Origin of the sequence: Leptospira paudalimensis (genome assembly GCF_026151345.1) — a bacterium.
Lineage (GTDB): Bacteria > Spirochaetota > Leptospiria > Leptospirales > Leptospiraceae > Leptospira_A > Leptospira_A paudalimensis.
Window position 1 is genome coordinate 3049400 of sequence record NZ_JAMQPR010000001.1, and the last position, 19339, is coordinate 3068738.

A 19339-nucleotide genomic window follows, 5' to 3' on the forward strand; every position below is an offset into this window, starting at 1 on the left:
TTCCTTTGAAGGAAATGTATCATCTGGAATTTTTAATATGAAACCAAATGCCACCTTATTTTTTCTCATCATTTTGGTTTTAGTAATTTATTATACAATTGAGGTGATTTTACATAATCTAACTTTAAAAAAATTCAAACATAGAATCCATGTCAATGGTACAAGAGGGAAGTCGAGCGTAACAAGACTTATACGAGCTGGTCTCTCCGTATCTGGACATTCAGTATTTGCAAAAACGACAGGAACACTTGCTCGTATGATATTCCCGGATGGTTCCGAAAAATCCATTTCAAGATTTGGAAAACCATCCATATTGGAACAAATCAAAATTCTCAAAAAAGCAAAAGCATCTGGGGCAGATATAGTTGTTTTGGAGTGTATGGCTTTGGAACCACGATACCAGTGGGCAAGTGAAGGTCAAATTTTACATTCTGACATTGGAGTGATCACAAACATTCGAGAAGATCACTTGGAAATTATGGGACCAAAATTAATTGATGTCGCAAAAACATTGTTATCTGCAAGCCCAATCAATGGAACACTTGTTGTCGGTCCAAACGATTTTGAAAAAGAAGTCCTAGATGTTTGTTTGGACCGAAATACAAAAGCAATCATTCTATCGAAAGAAGAGATTGAATCTGTTACTGATGAAGAAATTCTAAAGTTTCCATATTGGGAACACAAAGAGAATGTATATCTTGCACTTAAAGTTTGTGAATTATTGGGAGTGGAACGTAATGATGCCTTAAATGCAATGTGGAAAGTAAATCCAGATCCAGGTGCACTTTCCGTATTACCAATTCACTTTTTTGGGAAAGAGTTTATCTATGCAAATGCAATGGCGGCCAATGATCCTAGTAGCACAAAACTCATCTGGAATTCTATTTTACAGAGATATCCTGATATTAAAAAACGATTCATATTATTCCATACAAGAGAAGATCGCCCAGAACGAACCATACAACTCACAAAAGAGTTTGCTAATTGGGAAGGTTATGATGCCATCATTTTAATTGGTTCATCTACTACACTTGCGTTTCAATGTTTAAAATCATATTCGAATACGGATGTTCCTATTTATGTATGGGAACACTTAAGTTTAGATGGAATATTTGAATCTTTACTTTCAATACTTCCAAAACAATCATTGGTATTTGGAATGGGGAATATAGTGGGACTTGGTATGGATTTGTCTTTATATTTTAAGAATAGGTCAGAACAAACATATGAATGAAATTCTCCCTTTGTCGATTGGACTCAGTTTGGTGATCAGTTTGGTTTTTTCAGAATTATTTGGTATTTTAGGTACGGGACTCGTTGTACCTGGATACCTTGCCTTATCTCTCACACATCCCAAAAATATCGCGCTCACGTTTCTTATCGCATTTTTATCATTTATTTGTGTTGAGCTTCTTTCAAAATTTTTAATGATCTTTGGCAAAAGAAAGATAGTCTTCATTTTGTTATTTGGATACTTTTTTGGTTACCTATTAAATTATCAAATTTTACCAGACATAGATTTATCGTATTTATCAGAAGTAAGAGGGATCGGATTCATCATTCCTGGACTCATTGCTGTATGGTATGAAAGACAAGGAGTATTGGAAACTACTTCCGTATTAATCTTAGCTGCCATATTCGTAAAAATTCTTTTAATTTTTCTTTTAGGAAATGAATTAGAAAACTTATGATTACAAAAGTTTATTGGTCACCTTGGCAACATTCACGTGTAGCATTATTTTTACTGGCCGTCCTTGGTGTAATGGGATTATTATTAATCGAAACGTGTAAGGTAAAAAAAGAACAACCTTACTTCAAAAAAAAATTACATGCAGCTAAATTAGCTGAACGTGGGTTCCAAATCTTAAAACCCGAACTTCTAAAACATAAAAAACCTGATTATAGAGAATTTGATCCAACGAATTCAGGTTTAATTGGAGAATTTTTAACTCAAGTGACGAGTAACAGTGGTTCATTGCAGGCAAAACAAACTTCCGTAAACCCAAATTTTGCTGCTGTAATGGTTCAATTCCTGAAAAAAGCAAAAGTAGAGGAAGGTGACACTGTAGCTGTTGCCATCTCAGGTTCATTTCCTGCATTAAACATTTGTTTGTTTGCTGCATTAGATACTTTAAAACTAAAACCTATCATTGTATCGAGTGCTTCCGCATCTCAATTTGGAGCGAATCATCCTCAAATGTTATGGCTTGATATGGAAAATGAATTAGAATCTTCTGGTATATTTTCCTATCGTTCCAGTTATGCATCATTAGGTGGTATCCAAGACAAAGCAGCAGGAACTTCAAAAGAAGGGAAAGAAATGCTTTTACGTGCGCTAAAACGTAACAAAGTCAAATTATTAGATCCAATCCACTTTGAAGACTCAATTGAAAAAAGAATGAAATACTATGATGAGTTATCGCAAGGAAAACCCATCAAACTTTTTATCAATGTAGGTGGGGGTACAACGATTTTAGGAACAAGTTTGGGCAAACAAGTTTTTAAAAATGGATTGATCACTGATTTACCGGAAGAGGTTCATATTCCCAATTCCGTGATTAAGTCGTTTTTAGAACGGGAAATCCCTGTTATCAATTTCATTCAGATTGAATCATTAGCGAGAAAATTCGGGCTTCCATTAACTCCTAAAAAAGTTCCAAAACCAGGTGAAGGAAAAGTATTTTATTCAGAAGAATACAATCCGTTTTTGTATGTTTCTGTTTTCCTTTTTTTGCTCATTGGATTGTATGGAGTAACGAGACTCGGTTGGGGTGAAAATGAAGAAGATCGTTACCTTCCGATCACACTCCGTTCCAGGTGATTCCATATGGCAAAGATCATTGTATTATCAATTTTACTTTTTTTCATTTTACGTTGGGTGAGTCGCATTTTGATCTTACCTGCAAAAATTGCAGAAGAACTTGGTAAAAACCAAAGGGAAACATTCCAAAATAGGCCAAATTCATCCCCATCCAAAGAAAAAGACATCTCTGACCGTGGAAAAATAATCGAATAACCTCCAATTTCAGACGAGAAAATTTCCAATTTGGACGAAATTCTAAATAAGATGAGACAGAATTCGTCGGCCAAATTTGCCCATTGTTTCCACACGAATCACCTAAAAAACGCCACTCGTTTCCTATTCACATTATCTTTGTTAGTATTTATCCAATGTGGTGTTCCCAAAGGTGAATTTGGTTGGACAACTACCAAAATGGAAGAAATGGACATTCTGGAACAACACATCCAAACCATCACCGATTATAAAATGATGAGGGATGATCTTATTTTTTCACCAACTGATACCATTCATTATGTTTACCAATTTTCAAGGAATCCTGGACTCGAAACAGATTTTCATATTTCACTCAACCGATATGAATTGGATTTTGTGGAAATTGATATTAAAAAGAAACGAGTAGAACCAGATAGTCTGGCAATACGAGATGAATTTTCTTTATTAAGAACTGGTGAATACCTAATTAAAATCGTACACGAAGGTGATACGGTCGATGAAGTAAAATTTAGAGTTTTGCCTGATGAAGGATATACACAGGAAAATCTAGAACAAGAATTAGCTGGTGATCAAACCGACGAAATCATTAAATACTCTCGTTAATCGGTGGTTGGATATTTCCTGTTTCTAATATTTTTTTGATTCGTTCCAATTCTTTTAATGCTACACGGATATCTGTTTCCCCACCTTCTTTGATTACAAATTCGTAATACTCTTGGGCTTTTTTATAATCACGGTTTTCCTCTGAGAGAACCCCCAATCGAAATAATATTTTAATGAGAGGAATTTTATTCCGTTTCGTTTCTAAAACACGTATCACAGCTTCTTGGTCTTCAATTTTTAAATCCATTAATCTATATTGTGATAAAGCATCATCAAGAGTTGTTACCATTAAATCTTTTTTCAAAGATTGTTTTTTCTCAATCAATTCCAAACGTTCTTTTTCTGCTAATATGAGTTTCTCATCTATTTTTTTCCATTGCATGAGAGCAATGTTTAATTTGTTTTGTTCTAATTCGAATTGTTTGAGTTTTTTATCTTTTTTACTAAGATGAAAATAAGCAATCGATTCCATTTCTGGAAGCCCTGTATCCTCCGTGAGGGATGGATTCCAATCTTTACTGTTTTTCTCTAACCAATAGGTTAAAAAACTGGCACCTCTTTCAGGATCTCCAATCTTTTGATTAAAAAACACACCGATTTCATAAGAAACCCTTGTTTTTTCAGGTGTATCTGGACTTAATTTAAAAAATGTTTCATAATAATTTCCAGCTAAAATATTTCTTTTTAAATCTGCATTAATCGTTGCTAAACGCAAATTGGCTTTTATTATTTTTTCTTTCTCGTCTTCAGTTGGATTTGGATTTTTTAAATACTCATTTAAAGCTTTTTCATAAAAATCAGCAGCTTTTTCTTTTTTCCCATCTTGCCTAAATTGTTCAGCGATGTCATTTAATACATTAGGGTTTTCATTCCAAATACGATAAGCTCTTTCTAAAATCAGCTCATAAGCAAAAAAATCAGTATTTCTTTTATAATCAAAAAGAACGTAAATCCCTTTTCCTGCGGTTCCTAATTTATTTACAATTTTGAGTCTTTCTTTGTTATCATCTTCTAGTTTTTTAACAACATTGGCGAAAGCATAAAGATCATTTGATTCAATTTGTTTTCGTTTGTTAAGGTAAACCAAATACCTTTTATTATATGAATCTTCATAATTTGATTTTGCACTTTTTCTAGTTTCTTCTATCAAACGAACTTCATCATTCCAAAGTTTTCTTTGAGGTACTAAATCTGATAACTGTTTTCCTTCTCGAATCCAATTACTTTCTTTAAGATGAATGTCATCCTTTGCTTTTTTTAATTTTTGTTCTGATTGGATCCACTCCTTGTACAATCGTTCATGTTCTTTTGCCGAACTTTCATCATATCCAAGTACATCTTCTCTTTGCCATTCTCCCATTCGGAATCCTTCTTCGGTCATCTCTAATGGATGGTAACGGAAGGCAGCGATATAATGCCTTAGAGCAGGGGCAAACTTTTCAGATTCTACATATAGTTTTGCGAGTTTGGTATGCAAATAATACAAAAGTGGTGAGTCACGAACGATAAAGGTTTCAGAATGTTTGTGTGTACTTTGCCAAAGTAATAACCGAATGTCATTCATCTCAGTGCGAGAATTATAAACATTTCCTTTTTCGCGATCTTCCCAAATTCGTTTTTCTTCGATGAATTGGCTATAATATCGTTTCAGAAGACCTTCCGCCTCACGGATCTTAGTCTCCAAATTTTTTGGACCTGTCTCCTGTCCTGGATCCACAGGTAAATCAGCACCAGGGATGACAGGTACATCGGGTGCATTCGGGTCCACTGGTTTTGGTTCATCTCGAAGGGCAATCCCTGAATCTTCATCGATGTTGATTCTTTTTTCTGAGTCGAGAGACTTGACTTCCTCCATGGAAATCACCTGGAGGGGAGAGAGATACAAACCTGAGAGTGGATTCCTGCGGTCTTCTTCCCCTGCCCAAATTGAAAATTGTAAAATGAAAAAAAGGAACCAAATGGACAACTTGGAGTTATTTCTTTTTGAAACCTGATTGTCCGAGAGTGAAAACTCCAATTGTGATTCCTACCTAAAGTCAATTATCGGCGAAATTTCAATTTTCCCAATACAAAAGGTGTTGTATTCTTTTGCCAGATGGCGTTCACTAAAAAACAAATCCAAACCCAATCAACAAAAATCTCATGTCAAAAAATATAGTCGAAAGGTATCTCGTTCTCAAAAATAAATACAGGAATTATGATACAAAATATGCCTTAAAAAGGATGCAAGCTTTTCGACTTGCGACTCAAGAACTTTCCAGAAAGGGTTATGAAGTTGCTCTTGAGTTACTAGGCTCCATCAATTTTGGGATTGTTGATCCAACTTCCGATGTGGATTGCATATTATTACTCGAATGTGATTTACACAAAGACCAAGGATCATGCCCCCACCATTGCAACAATCTAACGTTCGTTAAGACAGAAATCTCAAAATTTGTCACAAAACGATTAGCACCTGAATCGTTTAATATTGATTATTTAGATTCTATCAATCTAAAATATGTAGAAGAAAAAATCAGAACAGAAACTGTCCTAGGTGATGAGACACTTTATTGCCTGTTATTCTATCGCAATATCGGTAGACCTGTCAATCGACCACTTTTTATTCCTTTTTGTGATCAGTTAGAGGAGAATCATGATTTTGTAAAAGAAATCATTCCTTGGGCTTCAGAAGCTTTGGAAGGTTATCTAAATACCAACCAACATCGTATGTCTTTTAATAAGTACAATGAAAGAATCCGTGCCCGAGGCCTAAGCCTTCCAGAAGGATTACAACAAGAACTGCAAGCCTATATGGAAGGTGAGTCTTAGAACATAGCATATTTAGTAGAAACAACAATGACTATGCCCGTACATGATACAAAAATTCAGAATTTAGTATTCATTTTGTCTCATCACCAAATTTAGTATTGATTTGAATATTATTCTTTACTACTTTTCTTTTTTCATTAGAGTGTCGCCATGTTGGATGCAAGTTGGATGCCCAAAGGGAGACTGTTCCCTTACTTACTTACCAATTTTGTACTATTTATTTTTGTCTCCATTGCTTTTGCCTATTATACTGCCAGCGAAAGAAACATAGATGCTGCAGAAGAAAATCGTTATAAATCCTTACAAATTGCAAACGAACTCAGGCAATCTTCCGACCAACTAACAAACTTAGTTCGTTTGTATGCTATTCAGAAAAAACCTAAATATAAAGACTACTTCCAACGAATTTTAGAAATTCGAAATGGAGAAAAACCAAGACCAAAAGGTTATGACTATGCATATTGGGATTTAGTCATCGCAGATGAATTACCTCCTCCACAAGAAGAAGGGGAACAGATCAGTATTTATAATGCAATGAAACAAGCTGGTTTTAATGAATCGGATTATTCACTACTCTCCTTATCAAAAGAAAAATCAGACCAACTTACCAAAATCGAATTTGAATCTATGTCTTTGATAGAAGAAGAATTAAAAACAGGAAGGTCAAACCCAAAAGCAATTAGGATTTTATTTGATGATCATTATTTGAAATGCAAAGCAGAGATCATGAAACCAATTAATGATTTGTATGTCCAACTCGACGAAAGGACTTCACAAGCAATCTTAGATGCAAAAGAAAAAGTTTTTTTCTTACGTACTGTCTTAATCCTCTCTGGAATGATTTTTGGTATTAGTTTATATTTAACCCATAGATCATTAGTGTCCATTATGGGAGGAAGTGTTGATGAAGTATTCCGACGAATTTCTTTACTTGGCGAAGGTAAATTTACAGGAGAAATTCAAACTATAAATAATAAAAATTCAATCTTAAACAGTTTAAATATCACACAAAAAAGATTACAAGAGTTATATGAAGAAAAGGAAATGGCAAGTCATGCAAAATCAGAATTTTTAGCATCCATGAGCCATGAAATCCGCACTCCTCTCAATGGAGTCATTGGTATCACTCAAATTTTATTTAAAACCAATTTAGATACAGAACAAAAGAACTATCTAAAAACCATTGTCGATGCTGGAAAAGCTCTCTTAAATATTTTAAACGATATTTTAGATTTCTCTAAGATTGATGCTGGGAAATTAAAAATTGAAAATATACCATTCCATTTACCAAATTTAATCAAAGAAATTTTCGATTTATTTGTGATCGAATCTCAAGCAAAACATTTAGAATTTTCCTATCAAATTGATTCCAAGGTTCCTGATACCATTATATCAGATCCAAGTAGGATACGTCAGATTTTATTTAATCTAATCGGAAATGCGATCAAATTTACAGAAACTGGATACGTTATCCTTCATGTCGAAATCAAAGACCAAATGATTCTCTTTGAAATTAAGGATTCTGGAATTGGCATTTCATCAGAGAAACTCTCGTCTTTATTCCAAACATTTTCACAACTAGATGCCTCCACCTCACGAAAGTATGGTGGAACTGGACTTGGTTTGGCTATCTCAGAACGTTTAGTAAAGTTATTGGATGGGAAAATTGGCGTAAAAAGTGTGAAAGGAGTTGGTAGCACATTTTGGTGTATGATTCCCCTTTCCATACCGGAGGAAACAGTTTCTAATCAAATACTTAGTCGAGAAGATACAGAAGATAAAAGCACAGAACAAAATGATTCTGAAAATTTTACCAACCAATCATTCTTAGTTGTAGAAGACAATGTTTTGAACCAGAAGGTGATTGGTGGATTACTAAAAAAACAAAACATCAATTTTGATTTGGCCGAGAATGGGAAAATAGCTGTTGAAATGTTCCAAAAGAAACACTATGACTTGATTTTAATGGACTGTGAAATGCCAATCATGGACGGATTTGAAGCTACTACCAAAATTAGGGAAATAGAAAAAAATAAAGAACAAAAATCAGTCATCATCGCTGTCACAGCACACGTTTTAAATGAACATAAACAAAGGTGTTCTGAAGTAGGGATGGATGGTTTTATCAGCAAACCGTTTTACATTGATGATTTATTGCAGACATATACGAAAGTATTAAATAATAAACGACTCAAATAAAGGTAGCAGAAATCATAATTTAAACATAGATAATTCCTGATTCAATTCGACAATGAGAGAATTTAATTCTGCAGAAGATTTTGCTGTTTTTTCTGACATCATCGATAACTTTGCAGTATCATTTGCCAAGTGGTGGACAGAGGTTCCCATTTCTTCATTTACTTTCTTTTGTTCTTCGGTAGCAAAGGAAACGGAAGTGGATCTGTTGACAATATTTTCAGATTGTTTTCTAATTTCCTCAACTTCAGCAATTTGTTCTAAATTTGCTTGGTTCACTCTATCGATATTGTTGATGATCTCGATGACACTCTCTGATAAATATTGAAAGGTTTCACTTGCTGATTTAACTGATGAAACTGACATATGTGTGGAAATCGAAACTTTTTTGATGAGCTCTGAAATTGTTTTTGTGGAAGAAGCAGTTCTCTCTGCCAGTTTACCCACTTCCGATGCAACAACGGCAAACCCTCTTCCAGCATCACCTGCCCTAGCAGCTTCAATGGACGCATTTAATGCGAGTAAGTTGACTTGTTCCGAAATATCTTTAATGATTTCTAATATTTTTCCAATTTCCAAAGCATTTTTATCTACTTCTTCGATAGATTGGATCGCACTAGAAATTGATTTTCCACTTTTGATGACTTCTGCTTCAACTGAATCTGCTTTCGATTTTGCATGGAGTGATATTTCTTTCACACTTGATGAAATGGTAAATAGATGTTCGATGGATTCATTAGTGGCAGCCGTTAATTTTTTTTGTTCTAACGCATCGGTATATATACCATTGATAGAAGAACCGTTTTCTTCTAATGCTGCTGCTACCTCCTCCAAAGATGCTGCTTGTACTTGTGAATGTTCCGCGGAATCACCGGATAAACCTTCAAGTGTTTTTGCTTCTGTCTGAATTTTTGTAGAATGTTTGGTAATGGATGTTAATAATCGATTGAGTTTGATTTTTGCTTCTTCCAAATAAAGAGAGATCACACCAATCTCATTTCTAGTTTGATTGATGCGAAGATCTGATCTCAAATCTCCTTCCGCAAATAATTTTAAAATATTTGATACATCCCTAATGGTTGCAGATGTATTTCCAGTCAGTTTCCATAACACAAAAAACAAAATAGAAATCATGATCAGAAGAAAAGCACTTAAACCCAGACATACCATTTCCAATTGGTGATCACTTACGAAGTTTCTAAACTGAGAGTAGATATAAAATGAAAACATAAAGTATTCGATTACAAATGTAGAAAAAATAGGAAAAAGCAAATTCGCAAACAAACTAAGTGGTTTTAAACGTAATTCATTGTACACATCATACATCTTTTTCTCAACATAAATGTAGAAGAAGGATGAAATCGCCATTGCAAGTAATACACCAAGTAGGGAAAAAAACAGAACTTCCCCATATGTTTTGACCAAACCAAACTGATATGAAAGTACCATCGTGAGAATAGGTCCGCCAACATTGGTGGATAGAATATTGAGAGCTCCATTTTTAGAATGGTTCCGAATCAATGTAAGTTCCTTGTCTGTATAAATGATTCCTTCCGGACGATTCATTTGTTTTTTGAAATTTCTATCCTTGAAAAAGAAAATGATGGCATGTGCACCAATAATGGGTGGGGCCAAGTAGAGTAAAATTTTCAGTATGGATTCAAAATTACCCAATCCAAAGATAAGTAACATTCCAGCAAAAAAAAGAAAAGGATCTAGATTGGTGATGAGTAAGTAAGAAAGGAAAAAACTTTTTTGTTTCGGTTGGGAAACATACTCTTTTGGTTTCATTGGCAGTGAATTCTATAACAATAGCATTTTCCTTTGTCAATTGAAATTAAAGCTTCATTCACATTCCATAATGATTTTATATTCAGAAATATTCTAATACTTTAGATCCCATCCGTACAGTTTGTGCGAAACATGGACAATTGTTTGGAATTGATTGGGGAAAAGGTTTAAGGGTAAGTGGAAGATTTTGATTTGACGTTTTCTAAATGGCGGATGTCTTTTCCAGTATTCAACCTGACAAGTTCTTCCGCCACATTCACAGCATAGTCACCTAACCTTTCAAGTGCGAGAATGATCCTATACACGTCGGCAAATTCTTGTTTTTCCATATCAGGGACAGATCGATATTTTTGGAATGCTTGGTCACATAGGTCATTGAGTTCGTCTTCCAGAGAATTCACACTCCCCATAAACCTCTCTTTTTCTTCTACTAAAGATTCGATCGCCATTCCTGCAAGAGTCGTGACTCTTGAAAGAATCAAAGTCATTGGTTCTTCATTTTTAAAGAGGCCTTTGCGGATGGTTTTATGACGAAATACATCAGCACAGTTAACTACTTGGTCTCCCATCCGTTCCATATTCCGAGTAATCCGTATAGCAGAAAGAGCAAATCGCAAAGGATCTTTTTTCAAAACGATGTCATTGTCCACATCGCCCATCCCAAGAATGTTACGGTTACTCACGGCTTCTAATATGGCATTTTGGGAAAGGTTATCGTTTTCCTTTTCTAAATCATCGATGAGGTCATCACGTTCTACAATTTTTTCAGCTTGGGCATAATCATCTGATTCGAGAGCCTCACTGAGTAGTATCACTTGCTCCAAAACAAGTTCCGCCATGGAATATAAGTTTTTACGTAAGTAATAAAATTTAGAGATGATCATGTGAATTTTTTAACTTCCGTTATATGGTAGCTAGTTCCGTCATCTCTTCAACAGTGAGAATTTTTTCGATATCGATTAGGATGATGAACCGGTTGTCTTTTTTTCCAACACCTGTGATATAACGAGAGGAAATCCCTTTTACAGATGGAGGTGGTGGATCGACTTGGTTAGCTGGAAAATGTACGACATGGGACACTTTGTCCACAATCACACCGATTGATTTACCTGATACATTGATTACAATCGCACGGTCTGCCGACTCTGTTACATTTTTGATGTTCAATCGTTTGGCAAGATCAATCATCCTTACCACCTTGCCTCGGATGTCCATGATCCCGGCAAAGTAACTTTTGGATTGTGGAACGCGGATTAAATTTGTGATTTTAACAATTTCTTCAACAATTGTGATGGGGATGGCATACTCTTCATCTCCCAAATTGAAAATGATGTATTGCTCATGGATGAATTGGTTTGCTTGGGATGTTTCTTTGGCCATATCAATTTCTACTACTACGTCTAAAAATAGACGTAGCCGTTGTAGAAAAAATATGAGCCGAAACTGAGAAATGACAACACTTTTGTCATTAGTACAGAACGTTTTCTCACAAGAAAATCGAGTAGGCCTGCGATCATCCCTAAGACTGCTAAACTGAGTCCTAATACGACATAATCATAGTATACATAATAGACCAAACAACCAAATCCGATGCCAAGACAAACATCTTGCAAATCTCCCCAGACCCTTCGTTTGAAACGTGTCCAGAGCGATCCTCGCGCTTCTCTTGCCTCTCTCCGTTCTCGTCTCCAACGTTGGAACCGAGTTTCCCGAATAATACCAAAAATGGAATCATACCGAGTGGAGGGGAATAATGCCGACTCCAATGGCCCACGAGAGGTCCTGGTTTTTTCCGAAACCTCTGGTTGGAAGGGAGGGTAAATTTCATACGCTCCGCCAATGCTAACCAACATGTCTTTGTCAGGGAGAGAACTGAAGTATTCCCGAAAGGGCCAGATCTTACGAAAGACGGGGTAGGCACGCCCAGAAGTAATATCCTTCTCAGTTTGTACGGTACCGTTTTTCACAGTGGCTCCGTACATACGTCCCTTCTCTTCTTTGATTTCGACAGATAAACGAACGAGTCGTTCGTGAAAGTTGAACTCAGCCTCCAGGACATCCCCGAGAGGTGTTTCCATGGTAAATGCTCGGATGAAACCGGGGGTGCGGGGTTTCTGTTTCCTCCAGACTTGTTTCATAACAAATCTATCGGAGGAAACATTAAGTCACTGAAGAAAGATTATTTCTTCTTTTTGTGTCTGTTGGCTCTGCGTTTTTTCTTACGTTTGTGGGTTGCGATTTTTCTACGCTTTCTCTTTTTTCCGGAAGGCATTCCTTCCTCCTTATATCAAGCCTGTTCTGTCAAATTTCTAGTCGAGGTACTTTTGTAAAACTTTATTTTTCCTCATATTGGATAACATCGCTTTGATATCACCCACTCCTTCACGCGAAGTGATAAGGAGTACATCTGGTTCTTCCACAACGATTAGATCTTTCACACCAAGAAATGTGATGAGCTCTTTTTGAACGGAGGAAATATTCCCTGAAGCTTTGTGGTAATGTACTTCTTTTCCTTGGTGGTGGTTTTTCTCTTTGTCCCCTGGCAAAATGCGTTCGAGAGACATCCACGATCCAACATCATCCCAATTGAAAGTAGCTTCCACCATTCGGATACGATTGGATTTTTCCATGATCGCAGTGTCGATGGCTTCAGAAGGTAACATCTGGAATGCAGTTTTTAAATCCCCGAAGTTCTTAAATGGAAATCCATTTTTTAATGGACCTAGGATATGTGGCGCATGTCGTTCCAGTTCCGACAGAATGGTTTCCGTGCGGAAAAGAAAGATCCCCGGATTCCAATAAAAATTCTTCTTTTTGATGTATTTAAGCGCGGTTTTGAAATCAGGTTTTTCAAAAAATGCTTTCACCGTGTAACCTACATCAGTTGGTTTCCCCGTACTAATGTATCCATATCCAACTTCAGGTCGGTTTGGTTTTACCCCAAGTAAAACCATTCCATTTTCTGTTTCGAACAAGGCTTGTTCGATGGTTTTTGTGAACTCTTTGACAGGATCAATAAACGCATCTGCAGAAAGTACAATGAGGTTGGGATTTCCGTATTTTTTTTGGAAGTAAAGTGCAGAAAGGGCAATGATAGGTGCTGTGTTTTTTCCTTCTGGTTCGATGATAAAATTTCCAGATGGGAATTTAGGATCTTTTTTGAGAATTTCTGCCTTCAGAGTTGCATTGGTCCCAATGTAAATGCGATCCAATGATGTGATGGTTAGGGCTCTGTCGATTGTCTCTTTGAGAAGGGTTTTGTTCGAATAAACTTTCTGGAGCTGTTTGGGGGAATTGGTACGGGAACGAGGCCAAAACCTCTCCCCTTTCCCTCCTGCCATAATCAAAACAACAGGGGTTTCTTTTGGTAATTTTGCCATAGGGTTTGGAACCAGAATTTAGAAAGGGAAAGAGAGGAAAACTAGAAAAGAGTTAAGCCCCACCTGCTTCTTTCGGAGTTTCCTCGCTGTGAAGTTTGATCGGTTTTGCGGGAATGATGGTCGAAATGGCATGTTTGTATACCAAATTCTGTTTGTTTTCATTTTCTAGAATGATGGTGAAATTGTCAAAACTGACAACTTTTCCTTTTAAAGGAACTCCATTTAACAAGTAGATGGTGAGATCAATTTTCTCTTTTCTTGCTGTGTTTAAAAGTTGGTCTTGGATGTTATTTTTTGCCGACATTGGAAATCCCGAGTGTTCTCTCTATCTTTGTTCTATATTTGTATACAATTGGACAGCGGCATCAAAAGAAATGGGCGAAAGGAATGATTCTTTTTTGAACCAAGTAATTTGCCTTTTTGCATAATTTCTGTGACTTTGCGCCAACTGTTCAATGAATGTATTAATGTCTATCGTTCCATTTAAGAATGCAAGCGCAAAATTGTAACCCAAGGTTCGTAACCCAGGACAGTTTGGTCCGTACTTCGAAATCACTTCTTTCGTTTCCTCTAACATACCACTAACGATCTGATTCACTCGGGCATTGATGCGTTTGTAGAGAATGTCACGTGGCCAATCCAACCAGTGCCCAATCATTTTCACTTCTGGATGGTCTTGTAAATATCCGCCTACAGTTTGTTTTGATACCTCTGACCACAAAACTCCTGTGAGTACAACTTCCAAAGCACGTTTGATGCGGTATCCATCTTGCATAGACAGACTTTCCATTGCTCTCGGGTCTTTTGTTTGGAGCATCATCCTTGCTTCTTCTAATGGAAGTTCCAAAACATAATCTTTGGTATCTTTTGGTACATTTGGTACGGGAAACATCCCTAATAGAAATGCGCGGAGATAAAATCCTGTCCCACCAATCAGAATGGGAATTTTCCCTCTACCTTGGATATCGGAAATGGCTTCTCTTGCAAGCAGGGAGAACTGATTGGCATTGATGGATTCGTTTGCATTCAAAAAACCAACGAGCCAGTGGCGGATATGGGAAAATTCTTCGGGAGTGGGAGCCGTTGTGCCTACCGGTAAATCCCGGTAGACTTGGCGAGAGTCAAAAGAAACAATTTCGAAACGTTTTGGGTCAAGGGCTTGGGTAAGAGAGGTTTTTCCGGAACCGGTAGGTCCACCAAGGATGGGAAGGATCACTCCTCTTCCTCGGCAACGACCTCCTCTTCTTCGGTCTCTTCCAATTCCTCAGTTTCTTCTAAGAGTTCATCATCTTCAATGACTGGTTCTTCCTCTTCTTCCACTTCATATTCCGAACTGCGAATGGCAGCCATACGAGATTTGATCGCAGGTTTTGCCAACTGGTCAGCTCCGCATTTCGGACATTTTTTTTCAGGTTTGTTCAAATCATAAAACTTCGTTCCACAGGAGTAACAGTTAAACTTCTTTCCGAGGGGGTTGTTCGGATCAATTTTCACAGCAGGAGCTTTGGCTTGAGGGGCCGGTTTGTCCTTCGGAGCTGTGGCTGTTTTAGGCGCAGGTACAACCTTCGCCTTCGTAGCAGGGGCTTTGGACCCGACTACGGCCTTTTTTTTATCTTCCTTCGGGGAAGAGGACTTGGCGTCCTTACTCGGTTTTTCTTTGGCAACCGCTTTCTTTTTGGGCGGTGCTTGTTTCTTTGCTGCTTTTTTTGCGACCATAAACGTACTTTTGACAGTTTTGGAAATCCCTTCTCTGGGACAACCTTTTTGAAATTGGACGGTTTTCTCCTGGATGAAAATTAAAGGAAAGTTTTTTTTTTCCTATGACCCAATTAAGTGTCAATGTCAACAAGATCGCCACTCTCCGCAATTCTAGGGGAGGTTCCATTCCAAATGTTCTGAAATTGTCAGAAATCATATTAGATTCTGGTGCCCACGGGATTACAGTTCACCCTCGATCTGATGAAAGGCATATCACCAAACAAGATGTATTCGAATTAAAGGAATTTTTGGAATCTTACAACGAAAAAATTACTAAATTAGGAATTTCTAAAAAAGAATACAATATTGAGGGCGAACCAAGTGAACGGTTTTTGGAGCTTGTCCTTAAGGCAAAACCAGACCAAGCCACTCTTGTTCCCGTGAAACCAGGCGAAATCACATCGGACCATGGATTTGATTTTAGGGATCCGAATACTTTTGTGACGCTAAAACCGATCGTAGAGGCATTTCGAAAAGAAGGAATCCGAGTGTCTCTCTTTATGGAAACTGATTTTACGTTTTATGACCAAGTCACTCTACTCGGTGCCGAACGGATTGAACTGTATACAGGTCCATTTGCCCACGCATTTGATGCAGATGTAAGGGAAGGCGTTCAAATTTTTGAATCCTATAAGCAGGCTGCGTTTGAGGCAAACAAACGAGGGTTAGGTGTCAATGCCGGACATGACCTTGATACGAAGAATTTACAAGTATTTGCAAAACTTCCTTTCCTTGCAGAAGTTTCGATTGGCCATCGACTCATGGCCCAAAGTTTGGTCGATGGATTAGGGAATACGGTAAAAGAATATCTTAAAGTTCTTTCGCAAGGAAACGAATCTTAACGTAACTCGGGTCTTGTTCGAGTAATAATTTTGCTGCTCGTTCTAAAGCGGTTGCCATCATCGCTTCCGACTTACCTTTTGTTTTGGAAAGACGTACTTCGGAAATAAATTGTTTAAAGGCTTCTTTTGCCTGGGTTTCATTCCCTGAAAGCGAAGCAAGTTTTACCTTACGCCATGCCTCTGTTATTGGAGAGGGGCGATTGGACCCAGAAACGAGGGAAGGATTTCCTTCTGCATTGGATGAGACAGTCGCAGAAACTGCACCTTGTGTTCCGCCCACCATTTCCTTACCCAATTCACCACGGTGGTAAGAGGAAGTATCCCAAATTTTCGTAAACGGATCCGACTTCATCTGGTCCGCATACAACCTTTCCTTGTAGGATACATTGGGATTACGGATTAGTTTTTGAAGAGAAATTTGTTCATTAGGTTCTAATTTTTGGAAACAATTCGAAAAACTGCCACGTTTTAAGGATTCCTTGGTGAAAACACCTCGTTCGATCAAAAATTGAAAGGTGGAAAAGTTTGGGGATTTTTCCTCTTTGCATTGTTTATCCAATTCAGAAAGAGAAGCGAGGACTTCTCCATCATACGAATGAGCTTTTAAATCCGCAAGGTTTCCTGATTTTTCGGCGGACATACGTAACATGTTTTTGTAAAGGGTGTCGTTTGGATTTTTTTCTAAAGCCTTTCGAAAACCAGCATAACTTTCATTGTAATTGCCACGTTGGTATTCCAGAAGACCCCACATGTAACATAAATATCCATCGTCAGTATCTTTAGTTCGGCAAACATATCTTAGTCGAGACATTGCATCTTCTTTTGCCGAAGGGTTTTCCCAAACATCAAGTAATACCTCTTCCAAAAAAAGAAGGGTTTCCAAACTATATGGATCACGATTTGGGTTCTTTTCTGGCTCGGAGGAACAAAACCAGAGAGAAAGGGCAAAAATCAGGACAACGAATGAGCGCATGTCACCGTCTATGTTATGCATGTGTCCTGGATTTGTCCCAATTTTTTTTGTCTTGCCTAGGCTGGAAATTCGGAAATTCTTAGGATAATCTATCCACGAAACGAGAGATCCCTTGAAACGATTTGTTTATCTACTATCCTTTTTCACCCTTCTAAGTTTTGCTTTACCAGTTGGTTTTATTTCCTGCGAACCAGAAGCGAAAAAAGCGCAAAACCGCGAGACCAATTTCACTTATGTCGACTTTGAAACTGTCATTCGAACAGTAGACAAACTGTACATAGACAAACATATCAATGTAAATCGTGCTTATACCGATGCAGCAAGTTTTGCTTTTTTAAGTTTACCCCATCCACTTTACATTTACCCAGAAAGTTATTTCAAAGAGAGAGAGAAATATGATGATAAGGAAGATCTCTGGCCAGGGACTACTTTCAAAATCTCTCCATCTGACAAATTTGTCGTTTTTGATCCTGATTACACCCAAGTGGAAAAAATCCAAAAAGAGAAACGGAAAAAAAATGAAAACCGTAAATTGTCTGATGCAGAACTCAAAAAACTGATCGAAAAAGAAAAATTAAAAAAATCAGTGATCTCTGCTCGTTGGGAAGAAATTAATTTTTCAAGAAAAGATTTTGATCGGGTTGTCACTTACATCCAAGACAATTTGGATAAATATAAAACTCCTGTTTTAAAGGGACTTGTGGAACTTGATGGTGAACTTCCTGACGAAGAGGAAGAAGACAAAAAAGAATTCCGCATGGAACAAGTGTTTGTTGCTGCTGCGAATGGTTATTTAAACTCTCTTGACCCACACTCCAATGTCTTTTTGGAAGAAGTTTGGGAAGAATCCATGTCCAAAATCAGTGATGGATCTTTTGAAGGGATTGGTGCCATCCTTTCTGGTGGTGGAAGTCGTGAAGTGATTGTTGAAAATCCATTGGAAGGAAGTCCTGCGCTCAAAGCTGGGATTCGCAGTGGAGACAACATTGTTGCCGTTGATGGTAAACTCATCAAAAACTTATCTCTTGATAAAGTAGTTAAAAAGATCAAGGGACCAAAAGCAACAAAAGTTGTGCTGACTATCTCTCGCAAAGGGAATACAGGAAAAATCGATATCGAAGTGATTCGTGACAAAATCACAATCAAAAACGTAACCTATCACTTAGTAAAAGAAAATCCACAAGTTGCTTACATCAAACTCACTGGATTTGTAAAACCTGGAAACGGTGAACCACCAATTGATACACAAATTGCAGAAGCTTTAGCAGAAATGGAAAAAACTGCCAAAGAGAATGGCAAACCTCTAAAGGCAGTGATTTTAGACTTAAGAGGAAACTCAGGTGGATTTTTGGATTTAGCAGTGGATATTGCTGATATGTTCATCGAAAAAGGACTCATTGTTTCTACAAAAACTCCTGGTAGAAGTGATGATGAAAAATATGCAAAAATCAAAGACATCACAAAACTTCCGTTAGCCGTGCTCATGAATTCAAAATCAGCATCTGCTTCTGAAATTGTTGCCAGTGCGATCCAACACCATGGCCGTGGAATTTTACTTGGTGAAAGGACATTTGGAAAAGCAACTGTGCAAACATTAAAAAAATTGGACAACAATCCAAATTACCTTTTGAAAATCACAAATGCTAGGTATTATTCTCCTTCCGGAAAAACCATCCAAGTGGTTGGAGTTTCACCTGACATAGAAGTTTCTGAAGAACCAGATGGAACCTTCCCTTTCCGATACCGAGAAGAGGATATGTGGAACCACTTACCTCTCATCCCACATGAAGGGATTGTGAAATCAAAATTCAATTTGAATGCGATTAAGGATTATGCCAAAAAAAATGGTAAGGCTGATACGTATTTGAAAGAACACGCAAACGATGCGATCAAACCTGATTATATGTTAATTAGAAGTTTGGACTTCATCGAAGGGATGTTGAATGCTAAATAAAGATTCTAGATTATA

The 19339-nt window shown here is 37.2% G+C and carries 19 protein-coding genes; 9 read left to right on the plus strand and 10 right to left on the minus strand.

All coding sequences use genetic code 11. From position 1 onward, the window contains the following. The first annotated feature begins 37 nt into the window (after positions 1-37). From pgsB to ND855_RS14090, 5 genes are read left to right on the plus strand one after another with little or no spacing between them, the layout of a single operon-like run. The gene (gene pgsB / locus ND855_RS14070) at positions 38-1234 is read left to right on the plus strand and encodes a poly-gamma-glutamate synthase PgsB (protein ID WP_265358849.1); all 1197 of its coding nucleotides are present in this window, start codon (positions 38-40) and stop codon (positions 1232-1234) included. After that, a complete protein-coding gene (gene pgsC, locus ND855_RS14075) occupies positions 1227-1691 on the plus strand; it encodes a poly-gamma-glutamate biosynthesis protein PgsC (RefSeq protein ID WP_265358850.1) in 465 nt (154 codons plus the stop codon). The genes pgsB and pgsC overlap by 8 nt, the downstream gene beginning before the upstream one ends. Beyond that, positions 1691-2821 (plus strand): poly-gamma-glutamate system protein, encoded by a 1131-nt coding sequence (gene pgsW / locus ND855_RS14080; protein WP_322113575.1) that lies wholly within the window; start codon positions 1691-1693, stop codon positions 2819-2821. The genes pgsC and pgsW overlap by 1 nt, the downstream gene beginning before the upstream one ends. A 6-nt stretch (positions 2822-2827) precedes the next feature. Then, positions 2828-3016, plus strand: a complete 189-nt coding sequence (locus ND855_RS14085; RefSeq protein ID WP_265358852.1) for a hypothetical protein — start codon at positions 2828-2830, stop codon at positions 3014-3016. A gap of 51 nt (positions 3017-3067) precedes the next feature. Beyond that, positions 3068-3619 (plus strand): LIC_12238 family plasminogen-binding lipoprotein, encoded by a 552-nt coding sequence (locus tag ND855_RS14090; protein ID WP_265358853.1) that lies wholly within the window; start codon positions 3068-3070, stop codon positions 3617-3619. On the opposite strand, the gene ND855_RS14095 is transcribed toward ND855_RS14090, so the two are convergent. After that, positions 3603-5585, minus strand: coding sequence for a tetratricopeptide repeat protein (locus tag ND855_RS14095; protein ID WP_265358854.1), 1983 nt, complete (start codon positions 5583-5585; stop codon positions 3603-3605). The genes ND855_RS14090 and ND855_RS14095 overlap by 17 nt on opposite strands. A gap of 176 nt (positions 5586-5761) precedes the next feature. Between ND855_RS14095 and ND855_RS14100 the strand changes: the two genes are divergently transcribed. After that, positions 5762-6430, plus strand: a complete 669-nt coding sequence (locus ND855_RS14100) for a hypothetical protein (RefSeq protein WP_265358855.1) — start codon at positions 5762-5764, stop codon at positions 6428-6430. A gap of 150 nt (positions 6431-6580) precedes the next feature. Next, a complete protein-coding gene (locus tag ND855_RS14105) occupies positions 6581-8629 on the plus strand; it encodes an ATP-binding protein (RefSeq protein WP_265358856.1) in 2049 nt (682 codons plus the stop codon). 12 nt (positions 8630-8641) lie between these two features. On the opposite strand, the gene ND855_RS14110 is transcribed toward ND855_RS14105, so the two are convergent. The 8 genes from ND855_RS14110 to ND855_RS14145 all read right to left on the minus strand — a co-directional run bounded on the left by ND855_RS14110 (position 8642) and on the right by ND855_RS14145 (position 15513). After that, positions 8642-10417, minus strand: a complete 1776-nt coding sequence (locus ND855_RS14110) for a methyl-accepting chemotaxis protein (protein ID WP_265358857.1) — start codon at positions 10415-10417, stop codon at positions 8642-8644. Positions 10418-10584: 167 nt separating this feature from the next. Then, positions 10585-11301 carry a phosphate signaling complex PhoU family protein gene (locus tag ND855_RS14115; RefSeq protein ID WP_265358858.1) on the minus strand — a complete coding sequence of 239 codons (717 nt, stop codon included), beginning with the start codon at positions 11299-11301 and terminating at the stop codon, positions 10585-10587. 19 nt (positions 11302-11320) lie between these two features. Continuing rightward, entirely contained in the window at positions 11321-11797 is a 477-nt protein-coding gene (locus ND855_RS14120; RefSeq protein ID WP_265358859.1) for a chemotaxis protein CheW, read from the minus strand. A 20-nt stretch (positions 11798-11817) separates the two neighbouring features. Then, the gene (locus ND855_RS14125; protein WP_265358860.1) at positions 11818-12495 is read right to left on the minus strand and encodes a hypothetical protein; all 678 of its coding nucleotides are present in this window, start codon (positions 12493-12495) and stop codon (positions 11818-11820) included. A 231-nt stretch (positions 12496-12726) separates the two neighbouring features. Continuing rightward, the gene (locus ND855_RS14130) at positions 12727-13797 is read right to left on the minus strand and encodes a mannose-1-phosphate guanylyltransferase (protein WP_100715797.1); all 1071 of its coding nucleotides are present in this window, start codon (positions 13795-13797) and stop codon (positions 12727-12729) included. Positions 13798-13849: 52 nt separating this feature from the next. After that, positions 13850-14101, minus strand: a complete 252-nt coding sequence (hfq, locus tag ND855_RS14135) for an RNA chaperone Hfq (RefSeq protein WP_015676555.1) — start codon at positions 14099-14101, stop codon at positions 13850-13852. Between the two features lie 21 nt (positions 14102-14122). Continuing rightward, complete coding sequence (miaA, locus tag ND855_RS14140) at positions 14123-15013, minus strand: tRNA (adenosine(37)-N6)-dimethylallyltransferase MiaA (RefSeq protein ID WP_265358861.1); 891 nt, start codon at positions 15011-15013, stop codon at positions 14123-14125. Continuing rightward, complete coding sequence (locus ND855_RS14145) at positions 15010-15513, minus strand: FYDLN acid domain-containing protein (protein ID WP_265358862.1); 504 nt, start codon at positions 15511-15513, stop codon at positions 15010-15012. The genes miaA and ND855_RS14145 overlap by 4 nt, the downstream gene beginning before the upstream one ends. Before the next feature lie 104 nt (positions 15514-15617). Here ND855_RS14145 and ND855_RS14150 point away from each other — a divergent pair, with 104 nt between their 5' ends. Beyond that, positions 15618-16397: a pyridoxine 5'-phosphate synthase gene (locus tag ND855_RS14150; RefSeq protein WP_265358863.1), complete on the plus strand. Its 780-nt coding sequence runs from the start codon at positions 15618-15620 to the stop codon at positions 16395-16397. Here the strand turns inward: ND855_RS14150 and ND855_RS14155 are convergent. After that, entirely contained in the window at positions 16366-17391 is a 1026-nt protein-coding gene (locus ND855_RS14155) for a tetratricopeptide repeat protein (RefSeq protein WP_265358864.1), read from the minus strand. The genes ND855_RS14150 and ND855_RS14155 overlap by 32 nt on opposite strands. A 91-nt stretch (positions 17392-17482) precedes the next feature. Here ND855_RS14155 and ND855_RS14160 point away from each other — a divergent pair, with 91 nt between their 5' ends. Continuing rightward, positions 17483-19324, plus strand: a complete 1842-nt coding sequence (locus tag ND855_RS14160; protein ID WP_265358865.1) for a S41 family peptidase — start codon at positions 17483-17485, stop codon at positions 19322-19324. Positions 19325-19339 lie beyond the last annotated feature (15 nt).

Excerpts from the sequence above, each read along its gene's own strand:
- pgsB (WP_265358849.1), top strand. The coding sequence starts at position 38 with ATGAAACCAAATGCCACCTTATTTTTTCTCATCATTTTGGTTTTAGTA.
- pgsC (WP_265358850.1), top strand. The coding sequence starts at position 1,227 with ATGAATGAAATTCTCCCTTTGTCGATTGGACTCAGTTTGGTGATCAGT.
- ND855_RS14085 (WP_265358852.1), top strand. The coding sequence starts at position 2,828 with ATGGCAAAGATCATTGTATTATCAATTTTACTTTTTTTCATTTTACGT.
- ND855_RS14090 (WP_265358853.1), top strand. The coding sequence starts at position 3,068 with ATGAGACAGAATTCGTCGGCCAAATTTGCCCATTGTTTCCACACGAAT.
- ND855_RS14100 (WP_265358855.1), top strand. The coding sequence starts at position 5,762 with ATGTCAAAAAATATAGTCGAAAGGTATCTCGTTCTCAAAAATAAATAC.
- ND855_RS14105 (WP_265358856.1), top strand. The coding sequence starts at position 6,581 with ATGTTGGATGCAAGTTGGATGCCCAAAGGGAGACTGTTCCCTTACTTA.
- ND855_RS14110 (WP_265358857.1), bottom strand. The coding sequence starts at position 10,417 with ATGAAACCAAAAGAGTATGTTTCCCAACCGAAACAAAAAAGTTTTTTC.
- ND855_RS14115 (WP_265358858.1), bottom strand. The coding sequence starts at position 11,301 with ATGATCATCTCTAAATTTTATTACTTACGTAAAAACTTATATTCCATG.
- ND855_RS14120 (WP_265358859.1), bottom strand. The coding sequence starts at position 11,797 with ATGGCCAAAGAAACATCCCAAGCAAACCAATTCATCCATGAGCAATAC.
- ND855_RS14125 (WP_265358860.1), bottom strand. The coding sequence starts at position 12,495 with ATGGAAACACCTCTCGGGGATGTCCTGGAGGCTGAGTTCAACTTTCAC.
- ND855_RS14130 (WP_100715797.1), bottom strand. The coding sequence starts at position 13,797 with ATGGCAAAATTACCAAAAGAAACCCCTGTTGTTTTGATTATGGCAGGA.
- hfq (WP_015676555.1), bottom strand. The coding sequence starts at position 14,101 with ATGTCGGCAAAAAATAACATCCAAGACCAACTTTTAAACACAGCAAGA.
- ND855_RS14145 (WP_265358862.1), bottom strand. The coding sequence starts at position 15,513 with ATGGTCGCAAAAAAAGCAGCAAAGAAACAAGCACCGCCCAAAAAGAAA.
- ND855_RS14150 (WP_265358863.1), top strand. The coding sequence starts at position 15,618 with ATGACCCAATTAAGTGTCAATGTCAACAAGATCGCCACTCTCCGCAAT.
- ND855_RS14155 (WP_265358864.1), bottom strand. The coding sequence starts at position 17,391 with ATGCATAACATAGACGGTGACATGCGCTCATTCGTTGTCCTGATTTTT.